Origin of the sequence: Novosphingobium sp. SG919 (assembly GCF_012932495.1) — a bacterium.
Lineage (GTDB): Bacteria > Pseudomonadota > Alphaproteobacteria > Sphingomonadales > Sphingomonadaceae > Novosphingobium > Novosphingobium rhizosphaerae.
Genome location: NZ_JABCNG010000002.1, coordinates 97,377 through 115,604, shown reverse-complemented (window position 1 = coordinate 115,604; position 18,228 = coordinate 97,377). Strand labels below are relative to the sequence as shown.

Here is an 18,228-nt window from a genome sequence, read left to right as displayed (position 1 = left end):
AATAGCGCGGCTGTCCAGGGTTATTACTTGGTGTTCGGCCCCGCGGGCGGCGCGGGCGGATTGGCCGGGCCGGGGCGATTGTCGGCGCGGCTGGCGTCCGGCGGCGGTGGAGCGGGAGGTGCAGCGCCGCCGTTGGGCAAGGGCGGCGGCGGGTTTGCGCCCGTACCCGGCGGTAGCGGGTTGGGTCCGGCTCCCGGCGGCGGAGGAGGAGGGGGAGGGGGCGGCGGTGCGTCATGGCCCGGACCATGCGCCGGCGGAGGCGGAGGGGGCGGCGGCGGGCCGCCGACCTGGGTGACGCTGCCTTGTGGATCCACGAGATAAGAGGCGTGCATCTGGCCGTTCTCGTATCGACCCTGGACCATCACGGCGTTGCCCGAACGCATCTGGCTGGAACCGCCATGGCCGGCGTCAACCAGCAGGCGGCCGGTGTTATCCTGCAGAATGAAGCGATCGCCATAGACTTCGGCGACCCGGCCCTTCACGGTGGTGATCCCGCTGCGCTGCGGCACTTTGGCGATTGCGGTGGGAAGCGTGGGCGCCATTTCCACCGTTGGCCGGGTAAGGGATACAGCGCCCGCGCCGGCAGCGCCGCCCAATGCGAACAACACCGCCATGCCACTGGCCAGCTTGACCCGATGCGGAATGTGCCGGACCGGTTTTTTCCAATCGACCATCTTTCAACTCCTTGGGTTGTCGATGGCGCTTTTCTATGATGCCTTGTCCGACGCAGCCTGAAGCTGGCGTTTCATGTTCGGTTTAACCTGCGGCGGTAATCTGCGGCCATGCGTATTTTGCTTGTCGAAGATGATCCCGACCTTGGCGAGGCAATCGCGCGCAAGCTGCGCAGCGAAAATTGCGCGGTCGATCTTGTCGACAACGGGATCGATGCCCAGCACCTTGGCGAAACCGAGCCTTACGATGCCGTGATCCTCGACTTGGGCCTGCCCGGCAAGGCGGGGGCGGCGGTGCTGGCAGACTGGCGCAAGGGCATGACGAGCGTGCCCGTTCTCGTGCTGACCGCGCGCGAGGCCTGGGCGGACAAAGTTTCCGCCTACAAGGCGGGCGCGGACGATTATCTGACCAAGCCCTTCCGCATCGAGGAACTGATGATGCGGTTGCGCGCCATCGTGCGGCGCGCCGCCGGGCATGCCAATCCCCACATGGTCTGCGGACCACTGGTGTTCGAAAGCCAGACCGGGCAGTTCGAGCTGGACGGCCTGCCGCTGCGTCTCACCGCGTTCGAATGGAGAGTGCTTTCGCAACTGATGATGCGCCGGGAGGCGGTGGTCGAACGGCTCGACCTGATCGAGCGCATGTATGAAGGCGATGCGGACGTCGATTCCAACACGCTCGATGTCATCATCGGCCGCCTGCGTCGCAAGATCGGCGCAACGCTGATCGAGACCGTGCGCGGCCGGGGCTATCGCCTGACCGCGGGGGCAACGCCATGAAGCGCTGGTCGTTGCGGGCCCGGATGCTGGCGCTGTCGGCCGTGGCCACGGTGGTGGCACTGGGTATTGCCGGATGGTCTGTCGCGGGCATCCTCACCCATTTCGTGACCGAAGGGCTGGATCAGCGGCTCGATGCGCAGATCGCCCTGATGGCAGGCGCCGTGCGCGACGATGGGACGATCGACCGCACCCGCATCGAGCAACGGATCGGGATCATGACGCTGCGCCCGGAATGGCGCTGGCGGATCATCGGTCCGGATGGAGAGATTGGTTCGACGGATTTTCCCGCGCTCGACCCGGCGCCGCCACCACCGCCGGGCGAACCGCGTCCGCCGGCCGGCCCCTTGCCCGCGCCCTCGCTTCCCGTTCCGCGCGATGGGATGGCGGGTGAAGGGCACGTTCATGCCCGGCAGGCAGTCATCAGCACCAGCCGCGGAACCGTGACTCTCATTGCCGCCGCGCCGCCGCAAGTGATCGCCCGGCCGATCCGTGCCGCGCTCGTGCCCCTGCTGTCTGTCATTGCCGTACTTGCCGTGCTGTTCACGCTGGCGGCGCTGTTCCAGCTGCGCCTTGCCCTGCGGCCCATTGCCCTCCTGCGCGAACAGCTTGGCGAAATTCGCCTTGGCACGCGAACGACAGTGGACGAGGATCAGCCTGCGGAACTCAAACCGCTCGCGGTCGAACTCAACGCCATGTCTTGCGAAAGCGCCGCAGCGCTCCATGCCGCCCGGGCGTCGGCGGCCAATCTCGCCCATGCGTTGAAGACCCCGGTGGCCACACTCGCGCTCACCGTCGAAGACAATCCCCAGGCGACCAGCCAGATCGCCCGGATCGAGAGCGTCATCCGCCATCATCTCGCCAGGGCACGGTCCGTGGCGGTGGCCCATCGCGCCAGGACGCCGCTGGCGCCTGCAGTCGCCGATGTCACGGGCGTGATCCGCTCGCTGCATCCGGCTTTGGCCATATCGGTTGATGTGCCGGGCAGCCTCGCAGTGACGCTTGATGGACACGACCTGTCAGAAATCCTTGGCAATCTGCTCGACAACGCAGCGCGTCATGCGCGCACGGCCGTTTCGGTCAGCGCCTGGGCAGAGGGCGGGCGAATCCTGGTGGCCATCGAGGACGATGGACCAGGCATTGCGGCCGACCAGCGCGAACTGGCACTGCAGCCCGGCATTCGGCTGGACGAGACGCCACAGGGCGATGGGTTCGGGCTGGCGATCGTGCGCAACCTCGTTGCGCTCCACGGCGGTGGCCTGGATCTGCGCGAGGGGCAGTGCGGCGGTTTGCTCGTACAGCTTTCCCTGCAGTCGGCCGGGTGACAGGGCGGGCCACGCCGCCTAGCCAAGCGTCAGGCCAAGTTCGGCGATCAATTGCGCGGCCTGGTCGCGGGATATGGTCGCGCCGCGAAACAAGGCAGCATCGACCAGGCGCAACCCGTCGAGTTGGGCCCCGCGCAGATCCGCCTTTTCAAAGCGCGCGCCGCCCAGCAACGCGTCGCGCAGGCTGCAGGCCTCGAACGTGGCGTCCCGGAAATCGACTTTGCGCAGATCGGCCTGGCTCAAATCCAGGCGCTGGAGATGCCTTTTGCGAAAGCTCAGGCCGGCCAGTTTGGCTCCGACCAGCAAGACTTCCTCGCAATGCAGGTCGATCGTCCGGGCATCGGTCAAGTCGGCGCCGGTGAGCTTGCAGCCGGTGATGCGCGTGCCGGTCAAGCGGGCATGGCGCAAATTGGCATTGTTGAAGTCGCACGACTGGATGGTGGCGTCTGACAGATCCGCGTTCAGGAAGACGGCAAACGGGCCACGGCAAGACAGCCATTGCGTGCGCTCAAGATTGGCGCCGGTCAGGTCTGCACTGCGCAGGCTGCAACGCTCAAATCGCCACCCGCCAAGATCAAGATCGGCCAGGTCCGCCTCGCCCAGATCGCAAGCGACAAGGTTGACTGTGCCCGCACCGTTCGCCGGCATGAGGGCGAGAATATCCGTGCGAGCCAGGGTGGCCCCTTCGACGGTTTGGGCAAAGGCGTTCCGCGGCATCATCGCGCCTGTTAAGGCCTTTCCAGCGCTTTGGTAAAGTGGCGCTTTGGCATGGCCGCCAGCCAGCGCCGGCCCTCCGGCGGCTGGCTGGCTGACACGGGCCGCTTACAGCGCGCAGCCGTTCGAGCGCGAGTGGTTGCGCCAGCAATTCGCCCAGTTGCGCTGCCACGCCGCTCGATCCAAGCAAGGCGGCATGGGTGTCGAGCGCGGCCTGGTTTTCCCAGGCCTCGACCATGACGATCACGCCCGGCGCATCCAGACTTTCGTGTGCGGCATAGGCGATGCAACCCGGTTCGGCCTGCACTTTGGGGATCAGGGCGAGCATGGCTTTTGCCAAAGTCGCCTCCTTGCCCGCTTGCGGCACCAGGCGGGCGATGAGGTGGACGGTCGTATCGGTCATTGTTCGGGTCCTTTTGCTTCAGGCCCACCCTTGCAGCACGATCTTGCCGCGCGTGGTGTTGCTTTCGATCTGCTTGTGCGCCGCCATCAGGTTGGCGGCGTTGATCGGGCTCAGTGTCTGCGTGAGGGTGGTTCGAATCCGTTCGGCGTCAACCAGTTCGGCAACCGTATCGAGCAACTTGCCCTGCTCGGCCATGTCGGCCGTTTGGTACAGCGACCGGGTAAACATCAGTTCCCAATGGACCGATACCGACTTGCGCTTGAAGGCGATCACGTCGAGGCTGGACGGATCGTCGATCAGGGCAAAGCGGCCCTGCGGGGCGATCAGTTCGGCAATGTCGGCCAGATGACGGTCGGTGTGGGTCGTGGAAAACACCCAAGCCGGCGCGCCCAGGCCCAGCGCCGTGATTTGCGGGGCAAGCGGCTGCGCATGATCGATCACATGGTGCGCGCCCAGATCGCGCACCCAGTCCTGCGTTTCGGCGCGCGAAGCAGTGGCAATGATCGTCAGGTCTGTCAGCGCCCGCGCAAGTTGGATCGCAACAGAGCCAACGCCACCTGCGCCGCCGATGATCAGGATCGCCTTTGCCGCGCCCGGCACCGGATCGGCCAGGCGCAACCGGTCGAACAGCGTTTCCCAGGCGGTAATGCTGGTGAGGGGAAGCGCGGCAGCCTGCGCCCAGTCCAGGCGCTGCGGCTTGTGGCCGACGATGCGTTCGTCGACGCGGTGATACTGCGCGTTGCTGCCATCCCGCGCGAGATCGCCGGCGTAGTAGACGGCATCGCCCGCCTTGAAGCGCGTGACGTCGGGTCCGACTGCTTCCACCACGCCCGCGGCATCCCAACCCAGCACGCGATAGTCAGCGCCGGCCAACGGCTTGGCTCCGGTGCGCACCTTGGTGTCGACAGGGTTCACCGAAACGGCGTGAACCGCGACGAGGATATCGTGCCCGGTGGGCTCGGGGCGGGGCAGTTCAATGTCGATCAGCGCGTCGTTCCGGTCGATCGGGCCGGGATTTTGATAGCCGATGGCCTGCATGGGACTTCCTTTCCTGATGGTTGCCCCTAACTAGGTGCGGCGGCGGAACGTGTCATATGCACAAAAACTGCCTATAGTATCAAAAAGGATAGCGTAACGATGGCCAAGGCTCGCCATTCCAGGCTCGATTGCACGCCCGGTTGCGCGGTGGAGGCCGCGGTGAGTTTGATCGACGGTAAGTGGAAGGCCGTGGCGCTCTTCCACCTTGAGGACGGGCCGATCCGCTTCAACGAATTGCGCCGCCGCGTGGGCGAGGTCACGCCCCGCATGTTGACCAACCAGTTGCGCGAGTTGGAAGCAGATGGCCTGATCGAGCGCGAGGTCTTCGCCCAGGTGCCGCCACGGGTCGAATATCGCCTGTCGCAGCGCGGGCAATCGCTTACCCCGATCATCGCTGCGCTCAAGGCGTGGGGCGATGCGAACATGGATCTGTTTGGCCGCAGACGCGAAGCGGGGCTTCCCGGACGGGACTGAGCCTTCGGCACGCCAGCGAGACGGTCAAGTCAAAACAACGGGCCTGTGCCCATCATCCGGTGCGCAACCGATAGGATTGCGATGCTCCGTCAGGGCGGATCCACAGTTCTCCATCATCGGCGGCTTCGACCTGCAGCGCGCTGTAATCGCGAATGGCGGGATGGGGCGTTTCCACGGTGTGGGTGTGGGTCGCGGTGATCACCAGCACCAGGGCGCCCGCCCGCTCCGCTGCCAGAATGCCTGCAGCGGAATCCTCGAGCACGAGGCAGCGCTGGGCGGTGGTGCCAAGTTGCCGTGCGGCAAGCTGGAAGCAATCGGGGGCGGGCTTGCCGTGCTCGACATCCTCCGCCGCGACCAGGATGGGCGGATTGGGCAGTCCGGCGGCGGCAATCCTGCGCTGCGCCAGCGCGCGCGGGGCCGATGTCACCACGGCCCATTGCGCGCCGGGCAGCGAGGAAAGGAACGCGGCGCTGCCGGCAATGGCCTCGATCCCGTGCACGTCGTCAATTTCGGCCTGGGTGATCCTTGCGGCTTCGGTGACGGGATCGACGCCCGGCAAACCGAGCCGCCGGATCGTCTCGACCGATTGCACGCCATGGATGGTCTTGAGGAAAGCGTCCACATCGAGACCTTGGCCTGCAGCCCAGCGGCCCCAGATCCGTTCGGCGGTCGCTATCGAGTTGAGGATCGTGCCATCCATGTCGAGCAGCACCGCATCAATCGAATGAATTTCTGCTTCCGACGTCATGGTTTAGATCCTTTGGGCCCGTGTTTGCGGGATAGCTGCGATTGGTTGGCACGGCAACCGTGCACCGCCGATGCCAGACCGAAGGGGTGGGCGCGGTTCAAGCCGGCAAGGTGCCTGGCCGCCAAGAACCCCGGCGGCCGGAGGGGTCATCGATCGGCCAGTTCGCGGGCAAGATTCACGAAGGCCTGGAATGCGGCGGAAGAGTTGCGCCGGCTGGGGTAATATAGGCAGACCGGTGGCAAAGACGGGGTCCAGTCCGGCAGGATTTGGATCAGTCGCCCCGCGTCCAGGTCTTCGCGAACGTCGGATTCCATGAAATAGCCAATTCCCACGTTCTCCAGCACCGCCATGCGCGCAAGGGTCGCTTCATCCAGCGTGATCGGTCCGTCCACGTCGAGGTGCAGTAACTCTCCCGATCGCTGAAACTTCCAGCGGAAAAGGCCGCCATCCGGCAATCGCACGCGGATACATGCGTGATCGCGCAGATCGCCTGGATGCTGCGGCCGTCCATGCGCAGCAAAGTAGCCGGGCGAACCGACCACGGCAAAGCTGCGCGGCCCGCCCAGTGGCACGGCGATCATGTCAACCGGCACCATGTCCTGGCTGCGGATGCCGAAATCGTAGCCATCGGCAACGATATCCACCAGGCGTCCCTCGGTAACCAGGTCAACGTGAACACCAGGGTAGCGTTGCACGTATTCGCGGATCAACGGCGCGAATGCCTCGCGCGCGGCGGTCGCAAACGCATTGATGCGCAATGTGCCCGACGGCGTCCCCTGGTGCGAGCGGACCGCTTCCATCGCCTCGCGAATGATGTCGAGCGCGGGCCCCACTTGCTCCACGAAGGCGCGCCCGGCTTCGGTCAGTGCCACGCTGCGCGTGGTGCGGTTGAACAGGCGAACGCCCAGTTCCCGTTCGAGTTTGGCGATCGTGCTGCTCAACGCGGTCGTCGAGACGCCAAGTTCCAGGGCTGCAGCGCGGAATGATTTCCGGCGCGCAATGGCAAGCACGCTGGTCAGGCGCGTGAGGCCTGGATCAGCCATTGTACCGAAAATCAGGACAGCACATTCCGCCTTATCCTGATTATCGGGACGGTCGTCCATCGCTAAATCAGCAGGCGGAGGCGGTTTTGCCTCTCACCATCGGAGCACTGACCATGAGCCTTGCGCTACCTCTTCCCATCGCCCGCTATTTCACCGCAGACAAAAGCAAGGATGCAACCGCGATCGTGGCGGCCTTTGCCGAGGACGCCATCGTCCGGGATGAAGGGCAAACCTATGTCGGGCACGCGGCCATCCGGCAATGGAAGGTCACCTCGTCCAGCAAGTACACGTATACCGTCGCGCCTTTCGCCCTGACCATCGACCAAGACGCAAGCATCGTCACCGCGCACCTTGCGGGTGATTTCCCGGGCAGTCCGGTCGATCTGCGTTACCGCTTCGTGCTTGCGGGAGACAGGATCGCCGGGCTGGAGATCACGCTGTGACACCCTTCCTTGATCTGTCGGGCAAGAACGCGCTGATCACCTCGGGGACGCGCGGCACCGGCGCGGCCACCGTCAGCCTGTTTCGGGAATTGGGCGCGCGGGTCTTTACCTGTGCCAGGTCCGCGCCGTCGACCATGCCCGAAGACCAGTTCATGGCGGCCGATCTCACGACGCCCGAAGGAACCTCTGCCCTGGCGGAGGCGGCACGGCGACACTTGGGCGAGATCGACATCATCGTCCACTTGCTGGGCGGCTCATCCGCACCGGCGGGCGGGTTTGCCGCTTTGGGTGATGCGCAATGGTCGCGGGAGCTGCAGCTGAACCTGATGCCGGCGGTGCGCCTTGATCGTGCCCTCGTCCCCCACATGGTCTCGCGTGGCAGCGGCGTGGTCATCCACGTGACATCGATCCAGAGCCGGCTGCCCTTGCCCGAAGCGACGACAGCCTATGCCGCGGCCAAGGCTGCCTTGTCCACGTATAGCAAAAGCCTGTCCAAGGAGGTGTCGCCGCGCGGCGTGCGCGTGGTGCGGGTCTCGCCGGGCTGGATCGAAACAGAGGCTGCCGTCGCCCTGGCGCAACGGCTGGGCGAAGAGGCGGGTACCGACATGGTGGACGGCAAACGCCGGATCATGGCCTCGCTTGGCGGTATTCCGATCGGGCGTCCCTCATCTCCTGGCGAGGTGGCAAGCCTTATCGCATTCCTGGCCTCGGACCGCGCCGCGAGCATTACCGGCACGGAATTCGTGATCGATGGCGGGACCATACCAACCGCATGAACACACCGGGGCTTTGCGCGGATCGGCCCCTGTTGCACGCGTCGCCCGATTTGTCCGAAAGCAGCGGCGGGCTTGTGTTTCCAGCACGAGCAATCGTGGTTGAAACTCCTGCCCGCCGCACGGCCCCGACTATTCAAAATAGGCCGCTATTTAAATCCATCCCCTCGGGCCAGAAGCAGGCCAGCAACGATCGGCCGCCGCAAGCAGGCCGATCACGGGAGAGGGGAGCGATATGTTTCAAATCCAACGTAATTTTCGTGTCCGGGCGGCTGCGTCTGCAGGCGCCATGGCGCTGTCGCTGGCGGGGACCAGCGCCTTGGCCCAATCTGCAGCACTTGCCGGGCCGGCTCCAGCGCAGGCCGCGCCGGCGCCGGCGCCGGGCGAGATCGTCGTGACGGCGCAGCGCCGTTCGGAAAGCTCGCAAAAGGTGGCCATCGCGCTGACCGCCGTGGCCGGCGACCAACTCACCCAGAAAGCCGTGCTGGTGCAGCGCGATCTCCAGAATGTGGCGCCGGGCCTTACCATCACCAAGGCGGGGTTGACCGAATCCATCAATATCCGCGGCATCGGCCTGTCGAGCGGCTCGCCGCAAGTGGCCAATGGCGTGGCAACCTACGTCGATGGCCTGTTCCAGCCTCCGATCGCGCAAAGCTTTGACCTGTACGACATCCAGAGCATCGAAGTGCTGCGGGGCCCGCAGGGCACCCTGGTGGGTTCCAATTCCACCGGCGGCGCGATCTTCATCAATTCCAAGCGCCCCAAGCTGGGCGAATTGGGTGGCGATGTGACGGCCGAATATGGCAGCTACAACAATGTCCGCCTCAATGGCGCAATCAACGTGCCGGTGGGGGACAGCCTCGCCTTGCGCTTTGCCACCAACCAGCACTGGCGCGATTCCTATTATACCGACATCGGCCCGTACAAGAACCAGCCCGATAGCCTCAAGGAACACGATGAGCGGCTTTCCGCCCTCTATCAGTCTGGCGGGTTCACCGCCTATTGGAAGGGCGAACTGGCGCAGAAGAGCACGGGTGGCTATGCCTATCAGCCGATTGCGGGCACGCAGTTTGCCGCTGGCCGCCAGGCGACGCCTTACCAACTGAACTACGACACCAAGACCGCCAATTTCGAGCGCGCGTTCACCACGGCCCTGGAATTGAAGTACCAGACGCCCGGTGGCCTCGTGGTCCGCTCGGTGAGCGGGTACCAGAACAAGCGCGTGTGGAACGTCTATGACGTGGACGGCACCAACGTGTCGCAGGTTGTCGGGACCTTTGGCGCGCAGTATCAGGACCAGTATGTTCGCGAGAAGGAATACTCGCAGGAAATCAACATCATTTCCCCGGATTCCAAACCGCTGAACTTTATCCTGGGCGGCTATTACCAGCACAACGATATCGACGTTCTGCTGCATTTCACCGGCACGGCCCCCTTCCCGATCGTGGTCAATCCGATGAACAGCAAGACCACGCTCGGTGCTTTTGCCCAGGCCAACTATCGCCTGACCGATAAACTGGAGATCCAGGCGGGTGCGCGCTATTCGCACTTCCATGTCGATGGTACGGGCGGCGTCTACCTGGGCGGGCCGCCATCTTCGGCCTTCCTGACGATTCCGCAGACCGGCACCGAGGCCGATGGCCGCATGACCGGCAAGATCGCGCTCAATTTCAAGCCCGATGCCGATAACATGCTCTATGTCTTTGCCGCGCGGGGCTACAAGCCGGGCGGGATCAACCCGCCGGGCGGGATGTTTGCCCCCGAAACGGTGTGGGACTTTGAAGCGGGTTGGAAATCAAGTTTCCTGAACCGCCGGGTGCGCACGCAGATTGGCGTATTCTATAACAAATACAATAATTTCCAGATGGATGTGATCAGCCCGGCGTCTGGCCAGAACGGGGTGGTCAATCTTGCCAATGCCACGATCAAGGGCTTCGAGGGGCAGCTTCAGGCCAAGATCGCCGGTTTTGGCCTGGATGCCGGCGTGTCCTATGTGGATTCCCAGCTCAGCAGCGTGACGGTGATCAACAAATGGCAGGCTGGCGCGGCAACCGCGCAATTGCCCGCCTGCACCACCACGGTGACCAGCAATTGCTTTGCCTATGAATTCATCACGTCCAGTTCCGGGCCCAACCTGCTTTCGCCGAAGTGGACCTGGAACGCGGGGCTTGATTACACCTATGCGCTGGGCGCCGGGCGTTCGCTGGTGCCACGCGTCAACTATTCCTACATCGGCTCGCAATGGGCCTATGTGACCTATCTGCCGCAATACGATCTGATCAACGCGCGGCATCTGGTCAATGCCAGCATCACGCTCAACTGGGACAACTTCAAGGCCGAGCTGTATGGCACGAACCTGACCAAGGAATACTTCGTGACCGGGCAATCCGGCCTCAATGAATTCCGCGTCGCGCCGCGCGAGTTCGGTGTCCGCCTGGGGGCAAAGTTCTGATGCTGGGGCGATCGTCTGGTCAAGACGGCTGGGGAAACCCAGCCGCACCGGCCCCGCTCATGGGGCCTGTGCCATGCCGCTGATTGCCGATACCATGGCGCGGGTGATGCAGCGGATGCTGGCGCCACGGCTGGCCCGGCCGGATGCTGCGCTCTTGTTCCCGGACATTCCGCGCCGGTGCCGGCAGATCAGCATCCCGACGCCATTCGGGGCTGCCGCTGCAACGCTGTTCGCCCCGCCCGCAATGGCAGGCTGCGTGCCCGTCCATGTCAACTTCCATGGCGGTGGCTACGTGATGGGGCATCCCGAGCAGGACGATCCATTTTGCGCGTTCCTGGCGGAGCGGGCGGGGGTGTGCGTGCTCAACGTCGATTATGTCCTGGCGCCGCAGCAGCGGTTCCCCATTGCGGTGGAGCAGGCCTGTGCCGTGATCCGCTGGGTGGCGGACCAGGCGGCAGAGCAGCGCTGGGATGCCGATCGCTTGACGGTGGGAGGGCAAAGCGCCGGCGGTGGCCTGGCCGCCGCGGCCAGCCTGTTGCTGGCCCAGGCGGGTGCGCCGTGCATCGCCGCGCAGGTCTTGCACTATCCGCCGCTCGATCTCGTTACCCCGCCTGCGAACAAGCGCGCACGCGCGGCACGGCCTGCCATATCGCCGGGCGTCGCTCGCCTGTTCAACGCCGTCTATGTCCCGGATGTGGCCACGCGGGCAGACATGCGCGCGTCTCCTCTGGTGGGCGCGCCCGATGACGTATTGGACAAGGTGGCCCCAGCCATCGTCATTACGGCCGGCCTCGACCTTCTGCAGGCAGAGGGTGCCGCCTATGCCCAGCGCCTGCGGGCACGCGGGCGCCTGCTCGACTATATCGACGTTCCCGATCAGGACCATGCGTACAACTTGCGCGGTGGCCCGCGCGATCTGGTGGAAGCGATCTATGCGCGGATCGCCGGGCACCTGGGCGGCCGACTTTCCCCAGGCGTGGACGCTGCGCCTCTGGCCTTTCACCAGTAGTCCTGCAGCGCCAGCTGGCAGCGCCATTGCGCTTCATTGGGAGCATCCTGGCTGCCGCCAACCAGATGGGCGCGGATCTGGCGGCTGGCCTCGAATAGTTCGCGTGCTGCCGCCTCGGGCAGTTCGGCGCTGCGGGTTCGCCGGATGAGGATGGACCCGGCCATTGCGCGCGCGATGAAATGGAGCAGGCCATTGCCCGACATATCGGCAATGTCGCGGATGAAACCATACCAGTTTTGGCCAAGGGCAGTGGCATTGCGCGCCTGCTGCATTTGCTGAAACGACTGCTCCACCTTTGCCAGGCACTGGGGATCCTGCCGCGCGCGGGCCAAATCGATCATGCCGATATTGGCCCGGTTGAGCACCGCGCGGCACCGTTCGGGCGAAACGGCATTGGCGATGAGAAAGGCGTTGATCGTATGCAGGGCGCGCCCCGCATGGGGCTCGCAAGCAAAGACCCCGCCGCCCCGGCCGCGGCGCATGCTCACATGCTGGCCATCGGCCAGAATGCGCACCGCTTCCACCGCCACTTCCAGGCTGGTGTCATATGCCGCCGCGATGCTGGCAAGCGAGCCCAGAAACGTCTCGCCAGGCGGCAGCAAGGCGATCTGCTGGCGCAAGTCGGCGGCCAGGCGATGGGCCCGTGACGGCGGACTATCGCTATTTGGGCGGGTTGGCCCGGTGGGGGCCGGCTGCGATGGTTCAGGCGCGCGCGCAGGGGGCGTATCCTCCAGCATCGCGTGCATCAGCCGCGCCAGAGGATCTTCCTGATCGGCGATTTCCCATTGCAGCCAGCGTCGCGCGTCGGCCATTGCCGCCACCGAACTTGTGGCCACGATCTCGCCGCGGATCGTGTCGAGCGTTTGATCCAGGCCGGGCAAGCACACCCGCAGGCCACCCATGCCTTTGCCACCGCGCCGCGGCTCCATGACGCCGCGCAGTTGCAGGATGCGGCTCGTCTGCCGCGCAACGCGGCGGCCCACGCCAAATGTGCTGGCCAGATTGCCTTCGGTAATCACCACCCTGTGGGATGGCGTCAGGCAGATGGACTGTTCAATGCGGTCGGCAACGTTCGCGGGCGTCGATCCACCAAGGTCGTGGCCGTTGATGACGCGTCCGAACAGGTCCCGGGCGCGCGACAGCGTCGGCGTATCAGCGATGGGCAACGCGCAATCCTGCACTGTGGTCACGACCCGTCCCCCAAGCAGCCGCTTTCCGACACGGCTTGTCTCGCGAACGTGCCCGACAAATTCACGATCGGCAATGCCCGCGCGGTGCATTCGGCGCCGGGCGTGGCGGCCGGGTTTCACCAGCGCCAGAAAACCGGTCAATCGCCGCGATGGCGCAGCGCGTTGACCAGCAGCGCAAAGGCGGGGGAGGCCTGGCGCCGGCTGGGATAATAGAGGTGGTATCCGGCAAAGGGCGGGCACCAGTCTTCCAGCACGCGCACCAGTTGGTCGTTTGCCACGGCATCGGCAACGACATCGTCCAGAGTCATGATCAGGCCCAGGCCGGAAAGCGCGGCCTGGAGCAGCATGCCCGATCCGGCGAAAGTCAGTTGGCCGTCCACGCGCACGTTCATCACGCGCCCGTCGCGTTCGAATTCCCAGGCATAGAGCCCGCCGGTGCTGGGCATGCGCAAGTTGACGCAGTTGTGCTGCGCCAGGTCGTGCGGGGTCTGCGGGATCGGGTGGCGGTCGAAATAGGCGGGCGCGCCCACGCAGGCCATGCGCAGGGTTGGCCCGATGCGCACCGCGATCATGTCGCGCGCGATCGCTTCGCCCAGGCGGATGCCCGCATCGAACCGCTCTTCGACGATATCGACGAAGCCGTTGTTGATGCTCACTTCCACATGGATATCGGGATATTCCGGCAGCAGGCGTTCCAGCGCCGGCCACAGCAGCGTGCGCGCGGCATGTTCGGACGCGGTGATGCGGATGTTGCCGGCCGGCTTGTCGCGCAGGTTGGTAAGTTCCTCGATCCCCGCGCCGATCTGATCGAGTGCGGGGGCAATCGTGGCCACGAGGCGTTCCCCCGCCTGCGTTGCCGAGACCGAGCGCGTGGTGCGGGTGAGCAGGCGCACGCCCAGCTTCTGTTCGAGCTTGCGCATGGCGTGGCTGAGCGCGGATTGCGAGACGCCAAGCCGGGCCGCCGCGCGCGTGAAGCTGCGTTCTTCGGCCAGGACGGCAAAGGCGGCAAGGTCGGCAAGATCGCTGCGGCCGATGGACATGAGGGAGCGGCGCCTTTCAGGCAGAAGAAGCGGTGGGCATCACGCATGATGCCCACCCTACCGGTTCAGGCCAAGCCCGGTGTGTGCGAGCGCAGGGATTACAGCCCGGTGAGGGCCTCGAAGGCGGGGGTATAGCGCGCGCCCTGCACGGCAATGGCCGAAAGCCGCTCGGCAATGCGTGCCAGATCCGCCGCCGACAACGTGACATCGGCAGCGCCGAGGTTTTCTTCCAGCCGGTGCAACTTGGTTGTGCCGGGGATCGGCACGATGAACGGGCGCTGCGCCAGCAGCCAGGCCAGCGCGATCTGCGCCGGGGTGACGCCGCGTTCGGCCGCAATGTCCTTGAGGCTGTCCACCAGCGCGAGGTTGGCCTGGAGCGCGTCTTGCTGGAAACGCGGCAAGCTGGCGCGGAAATCGCCGCTCGCCATGTCGGCCGTGCTGGTGATCGCGCCGGTGAGGAAACCCTTGCCCAGCGGCGAATAGGGCACCAGGCCGATGCCCAACTCGTCGCAAGCCTCTAGGATGCCGTTGGTTTCCACCTGGCGCGTCCACAGTGAATATTCGTTCTGCAGCATGGTGACGGGCTGCACCGCGTGGGCCCGGCGCAGCGTGGCCGCGCTCGGCTCGCTCATGCCGAAATGGCGCACTTTGCCCTCGGCAATCAGGTCGCGCACGGTGCCGGCCACATCCTCGATCGGCACATTGGGATCGACGCGATGCTGATAGAACACGTCGAGCGTGTCCACGCGCAGCCGCTTGAGCGAGGCTTCCGCCACGGCGCGGATGTGGTCGGGCCGGCTGCAGACGCCGCGCATCGCGCCGGTGGCCGGATCGATGTCGAACCCGAACTTCGTGGCGATCACCACTTCGCCCTGGAACGGCGCGAGCGCCTCGCCCACGGTTTCCTCGTTGGTGAACGGGCCATAGACTTCGGCCGTGTCGAAGAAGGTCACGCCGCGTTCCACCGCCGCGCGGATCAGGGCAATGCCCTGCGCCCGCGAAAGGGTATGGGCATAACCGAAGTCCAGCCCCATGCAGCCATAGCCAAGGGCCGAAACCGTGGGGCCTTGCTGGCCGAGCGTGCGGGTCTTCATGGGTGTTCTCCTTGCAATCGAACGGGTGTTGCCAGCGTTCTACCGCAGGGAGACTTCACGCATTAGCTGGGGAAATGCGCATGAACCTATGCATGAGACTCATCAATCAGGCGAGCAGCCCGACCAGGATCGTCAACGTGCCAAGCCCGGTTGCCATGATCACGCGCAATGGCTGCCAGCCGGCGGGCAAGGCCAAGTTCTGGGCCATGTGCCGCGCGAGGGCGCGGTCGGCGAGCGGGCTGGCGAGCAGGAGCAAGCCAAGCGTGACCAGTTCCGGCGCCGGCCAGGGCGCGCCCACGCACCAGGGCAGCAGCATGGCCCAGCCGATCAGGCTGGGCAGGACCGCCAGGGCATGAAACCAGGGCGCTGTCACCCCGCCCAGCAGCCCTGCCATCCACCACAGCCCACCCAGGAATGAAAGGATCAGCGCGGCATAACAGCAGGCCGCGGCCAGCGCCGTCCACCGCGCCTCTCCGCCCGAAAGCGCCATGACCAGGCAGAACGCCTGCGGCAGGATACCGGCAAGGCCGAGGACGACAAGCGGACGGGGCAGGGATGTGATCGACATAGGGCGCAGCAAAGCACGATCGGCGCCAACCCCCGCAAGCTGACCTTTCGATACGCGCCTTACGATTTGGGCAGGGCATAGGCGATGATCGAATCCCCCAGCTTCGTCCCCAGCGAGCCATGGCCGCCGGCGACCACCACCACGAACTGCCGCCCGCTGGCCGGCGAACGATAGGTCATCGGCGTGGCCTGCGCGCCGGCGGGCAGCCGGGCGCGCCACAGCACGCGGCCGGTGGTGGTATCATAGGCGCGCAAGTAATAATCGAGCGAGGCGGCCATGAACGAGAGGCCGCTGCCGGTCATCATCGGCCCGCCGAGCGAGGGCACGCCCAGCTTGAGCGGGATCGGCAGCGGGGTTTCATCGCGGATGGTGCCGTTGGCATGGCGCCACGCCACCTTGCCGCTGACCAGATCGATCCCCGCGACATAGCCCCAGGGCGGCGATTGGCAGGGCAGGCCCAGGCGCGACAGGAACGGCCCCATCGACACGGCAAACGGCGCGCCGGCGTTGGGGCTATAGCCATGTTCGGCCGAACCGCCGCGATCCGATGCGCCCGACGGGCCGCCCTTGCCGCCGTTGGTGGCACCGGGCCCCTGCGGGATCAGGCGATCGACGAAGGCCATGTAGTTGGGATGGGCAAAGGCCACCTGGCGCACCGGGTCGATTGCCAGGCCGCCCCAGTCCATCACCCCGAAATTGCCGGGGAACACCAGCGTGCCGCGCGTGGAGGGCGGGGTAAACGGCCCTTCGTGGCGATAGCGGCGGAAGGCGATGCGACAGGCCATCTGGTCGAACAGGGTGGCGCCCCACATGTCCGCCTCGCGGATGCGCGGCGGCATCAGCGAAATGGCCGAGACCGGCTGGGTGGGCGCGGTGAAATCGCCCGGCGCCGCGCCGCCCGGCACGCGCATCTCGCGCACCGGCTGGATGGGTTGGCCAGTGCGGCGATCGAGCACGAAGATATTGCCGGTCTTGGTCGATTGCACCAGCGCGGGCACGCGGCCCTTGCCGGGAATGGTCAGGTCTACCAGCGCGGGCTGGGCGGGCACGTCCATGTCCCACAGATCGTGGTGCACGGTCTGGAACACCCAGCGCGGGTGGCCGGTCTTGATGTCGAGCGCCAGGATCGATGTGGCGAAGCGTTCGGTTTCGGGCGGGCGCTTGCCACCCCACTGGTCCACCGCGCCCATGCCCATCGGCAGATAGAGCAGGCCAAGGTCTTCGTCTGCCGCCGCCGTGCTCCAGCTGTTGGGCGTGGAGGGCACGGGCGGATGGTTGGGGCCAAGCGGCGCCGTGTCTTCCGGCCGGCCTGGATCGAATGCCCACGCGGGCTTGCCGCTCGCAACGTCGAAAGCCTGGATCGCGCCCGAGGGCATGTGGACCGAGGCGTTGTCATAGATCGCGCCACCCACCACGACGAGGCCACGGGTGACCAAGGGCGCCGACGTGAACTGGAACCAGCCGGGCTTGAGGCCCGGCCCGGTGACGGCCAGATTGACGGCGCCGCCCTGGCCAAAACCGGTGCACAGCCGCCCGGTGTGCGCGTCAAGCGCGATCAGGCGCGCATCGGCCGTCGCCATGATGATCCGTTGCGGGCACGATCCGTCGGCGCTGTGCGCGGCGCCGGGCCAGTTGGCATCGTGATAGGAAACACCGCGGCAGGTCAGGTGCTGGACATTGGCCGGCACTTGCAGGTGCGGATCGAATTTCCAGCGGGTTGCCCCGGTTTCCGCGTCGAGCGCCAGGACCATGTTGTGCGGCGTGCAGGCATAGAGCGTGTCGCCCACCTTGATCGGGGTGAGTTCATAGGTGATTTCTTCCGGATCGCCCTCCCGGCGGGTGTCGCCCGTGTCCACGCGCCAGGCCTGCTTGAGACCGGTGACGTTGGCGGGGGTGATCTGGGTGAGGGGGGACCATTTGGTGCCGGCCCAGGTGTGGCCATAGGCCAGCCAATCGCCCGCATCGGTGCCGGCCGCCAGTGCCGGCGCCGGCCCGCGCGCGCCGGGGAGCTGGCCATCCCATTCGTGCGGGCTGCGCGCCATGCTGGCCAGGCCGACGAGGGCGGCCAGCGCCAGGCTGAGCGCCAGGGGACCGGCGTTGCGCCACCAGCCGGGCCGGGCCGATGCCAGGCGCCGGGTGACGAAGGGCAGCAGCAGGATGCCGCCGAGGATGAAGATCACGTCCCCGCGCGGGACCAGCCCCCACCAATCAAGGCCCACTTCGGCCAGGGCCCAGGCGAGCGTGGCGAGGACCAGCACGGCGTAGAGATGCAGGGCGGCAACGCGCCGCTGCCACAGCAGCACGGCGCAAGCGAGCAGCGCCACGCCCGCCATGCCATGGAACCAGCTGCCCCCCTCGCTGGCCAGCCAGATGCCGCCGCCCAGCAGGATCAGGCCGCATAGGCCAAGCACGATGGCCATGATCGCCAGGGCTTTGGTGGTCTTGCGCATTGCCGAATTTTCCCTG

General features: G+C 65.9%; 17 protein-coding genes. 7 read left to right on the top strand and 10 right to left on the bottom strand.

What is annotated here, in order from left to right; all coding sequences use genetic code 11:
- Positions 1–23 precede the first annotated feature (23 nt).
- Positions 24–674, bottom strand: coding sequence for a hypothetical protein (locus FHT19_RS10665; protein WP_169475050.1), 651 nt, complete (start codon positions 672–674; stop codon positions 24–26).
- Between the two features lie 108 nt (positions 675–782).
- Here FHT19_RS10665 and FHT19_RS10660 point away from each other — a divergent pair, with 108 nt between their 5' ends.
- Both FHT19_RS10660 and FHT19_RS10655 read left to right on the top strand, forming a co-directional pair.
- Positions 783–1,451 (top strand): response regulator transcription factor, encoded by a 669-nt coding sequence (locus tag FHT19_RS10660; protein ID WP_169475112.1) that lies wholly within the window; start codon positions 783–785, stop codon positions 1,449–1,451.
- Positions 1,448–2,773, top strand: a complete 1,326-nt coding sequence (locus FHT19_RS10655; RefSeq protein WP_169475111.1) for a HAMP domain-containing sensor histidine kinase — start codon at positions 1,448–1,450, stop codon at positions 2,771–2,773. Before FHT19_RS10660 ends, FHT19_RS10655 begins: the two co-directional genes overlap by 4 nt.
- A gap of 18 nt (positions 2,774–2,791) precedes the next feature.
- On the opposite strand, the gene FHT19_RS10650 is transcribed toward FHT19_RS10655, so the two are convergent.
- Both FHT19_RS10650 and FHT19_RS10640 read right to left on the bottom strand, forming a co-directional pair.
- On the bottom strand, positions 2,792–3,490 hold the full coding sequence (locus tag FHT19_RS10650) for a pentapeptide repeat-containing protein (RefSeq protein ID WP_169475466.1): 699 nt from the start codon (positions 3,488–3,490) through the stop codon (positions 2,792–2,794).
- A gap of 418 nt (positions 3,491–3,908) precedes the next feature.
- Positions 3,909–4,928, bottom strand: coding sequence for a zinc-binding alcohol dehydrogenase family protein (locus tag FHT19_RS10640; protein WP_169475110.1), 1,020 nt, complete (start codon positions 4,926–4,928; stop codon positions 3,909–3,911).
- Positions 4,929–5,027: 99 nt separating this feature from the next.
- On the opposite strand from FHT19_RS10640, the gene FHT19_RS10635 reads away from it, so the two are divergent.
- Positions 5,028–5,402: a helix-turn-helix domain-containing protein gene (locus FHT19_RS10635; protein WP_169475109.1), complete on the top strand. Its 375-nt coding sequence runs from the start codon at positions 5,028–5,030 to the stop codon at positions 5,400–5,402.
- 52 nt (positions 5,403–5,454) lie between these two features.
- Here FHT19_RS10635 and FHT19_RS10630 read toward each other — a convergent pair whose 3' ends face one another.
- Positions 5,455–6,150, bottom strand: a complete 696-nt coding sequence (locus tag FHT19_RS10630; RefSeq protein ID WP_169475108.1) for an HAD-IA family hydrolase — start codon at positions 6,148–6,150, stop codon at positions 5,455–5,457.
- A 146-nt stretch (positions 6,151–6,296) separates the two neighbouring features.
- Positions 6,297–7,193, bottom strand: a complete 897-nt coding sequence (locus FHT19_RS10625; protein ID WP_169475107.1) for a LysR family transcriptional regulator — start codon at positions 7,191–7,193, stop codon at positions 6,297–6,299.
- 113 nt (positions 7,194–7,306) lie between these two features.
- Here FHT19_RS10625 and FHT19_RS10620 point away from each other — a divergent pair, with 113 nt between their 5' ends.
- The 4 genes from FHT19_RS10620 (at position 7,307) to FHT19_RS10605 (ending at position 11,870) form a co-directional block, all read left to right on the top strand.
- Positions 7,307–7,636, top strand: coding sequence for a nuclear transport factor 2 family protein (locus tag FHT19_RS10620; RefSeq protein ID WP_169475106.1), 330 nt, complete (start codon positions 7,307–7,309; stop codon positions 7,634–7,636).
- On the top strand, positions 7,633–8,412 hold the full coding sequence (locus FHT19_RS10615; RefSeq protein WP_169475105.1) for an SDR family oxidoreductase: 780 nt from the start codon (positions 7,633–7,635) through the stop codon (positions 8,410–8,412). Before FHT19_RS10620 ends, FHT19_RS10615 begins: the two co-directional genes overlap by 4 nt.
- Positions 8,413–8,698: 286 nt before the next feature.
- Positions 8,699–10,861 carry a TonB-dependent receptor gene (locus FHT19_RS10610; protein ID WP_169475104.1) on the top strand — a complete coding sequence of 721 codons (2,163 nt, stop codon included), beginning with the start codon at positions 8,699–8,701 and terminating at the stop codon, positions 10,859–10,861.
- A gap of 73 nt (positions 10,862–10,934) precedes the next feature.
- The gene (locus FHT19_RS10605) at positions 10,935–11,870 is read left to right on the top strand and encodes an alpha/beta hydrolase fold domain-containing protein (RefSeq protein ID WP_169475103.1); all 936 of its coding nucleotides are present in this window, start codon (positions 10,935–10,937) and stop codon (positions 11,868–11,870) included.
- Here the strand turns inward: FHT19_RS10605 and FHT19_RS24400 are convergent.
- From FHT19_RS24400 to FHT19_RS10580, 5 genes are all read right to left on the bottom strand, one after another.
- Positions 11,861–12,892: a hypothetical protein gene (locus tag FHT19_RS24400; protein ID WP_248290404.1), complete on the bottom strand. Its 1,032-nt coding sequence runs from the start codon at positions 12,890–12,892 to the stop codon at positions 11,861–11,863. The genes FHT19_RS10605 and FHT19_RS24400 overlap by 10 nt on opposite strands.
- 305 nt (positions 12,893–13,197) lie before the next feature.
- Entirely contained in the window at positions 13,198–14,094 is an 897-nt protein-coding gene (locus tag FHT19_RS10595) for a LysR family transcriptional regulator (RefSeq protein WP_169475464.1), read from the bottom strand.
- Between the two features lie 104 nt (positions 14,095–14,198).
- The gene (locus tag FHT19_RS10590) at positions 14,199–15,194 is read right to left on the bottom strand and encodes an aldo/keto reductase (RefSeq protein ID WP_169475102.1); all 996 of its coding nucleotides are present in this window, start codon (positions 15,192–15,194) and stop codon (positions 14,199–14,201) included.
- 106 nt (positions 15,195–15,300) lie between these two features.
- Entirely contained in the window at positions 15,301–15,762 is a 462-nt protein-coding gene (locus FHT19_RS10585; protein ID WP_169475101.1) for a DUF3429 family protein, read from the bottom strand.
- A gap of 59 nt (positions 15,763–15,821) precedes the next feature.
- A complete protein-coding gene (locus FHT19_RS10580) occupies positions 15,822–18,212 on the bottom strand; it encodes a membrane-bound PQQ-dependent dehydrogenase, glucose/quinate/shikimate family (RefSeq protein WP_169475100.1) in 2,391 nt (796 codons plus the stop codon).
- Positions 18,213–18,228: the final 16 nt, after the last annotated feature.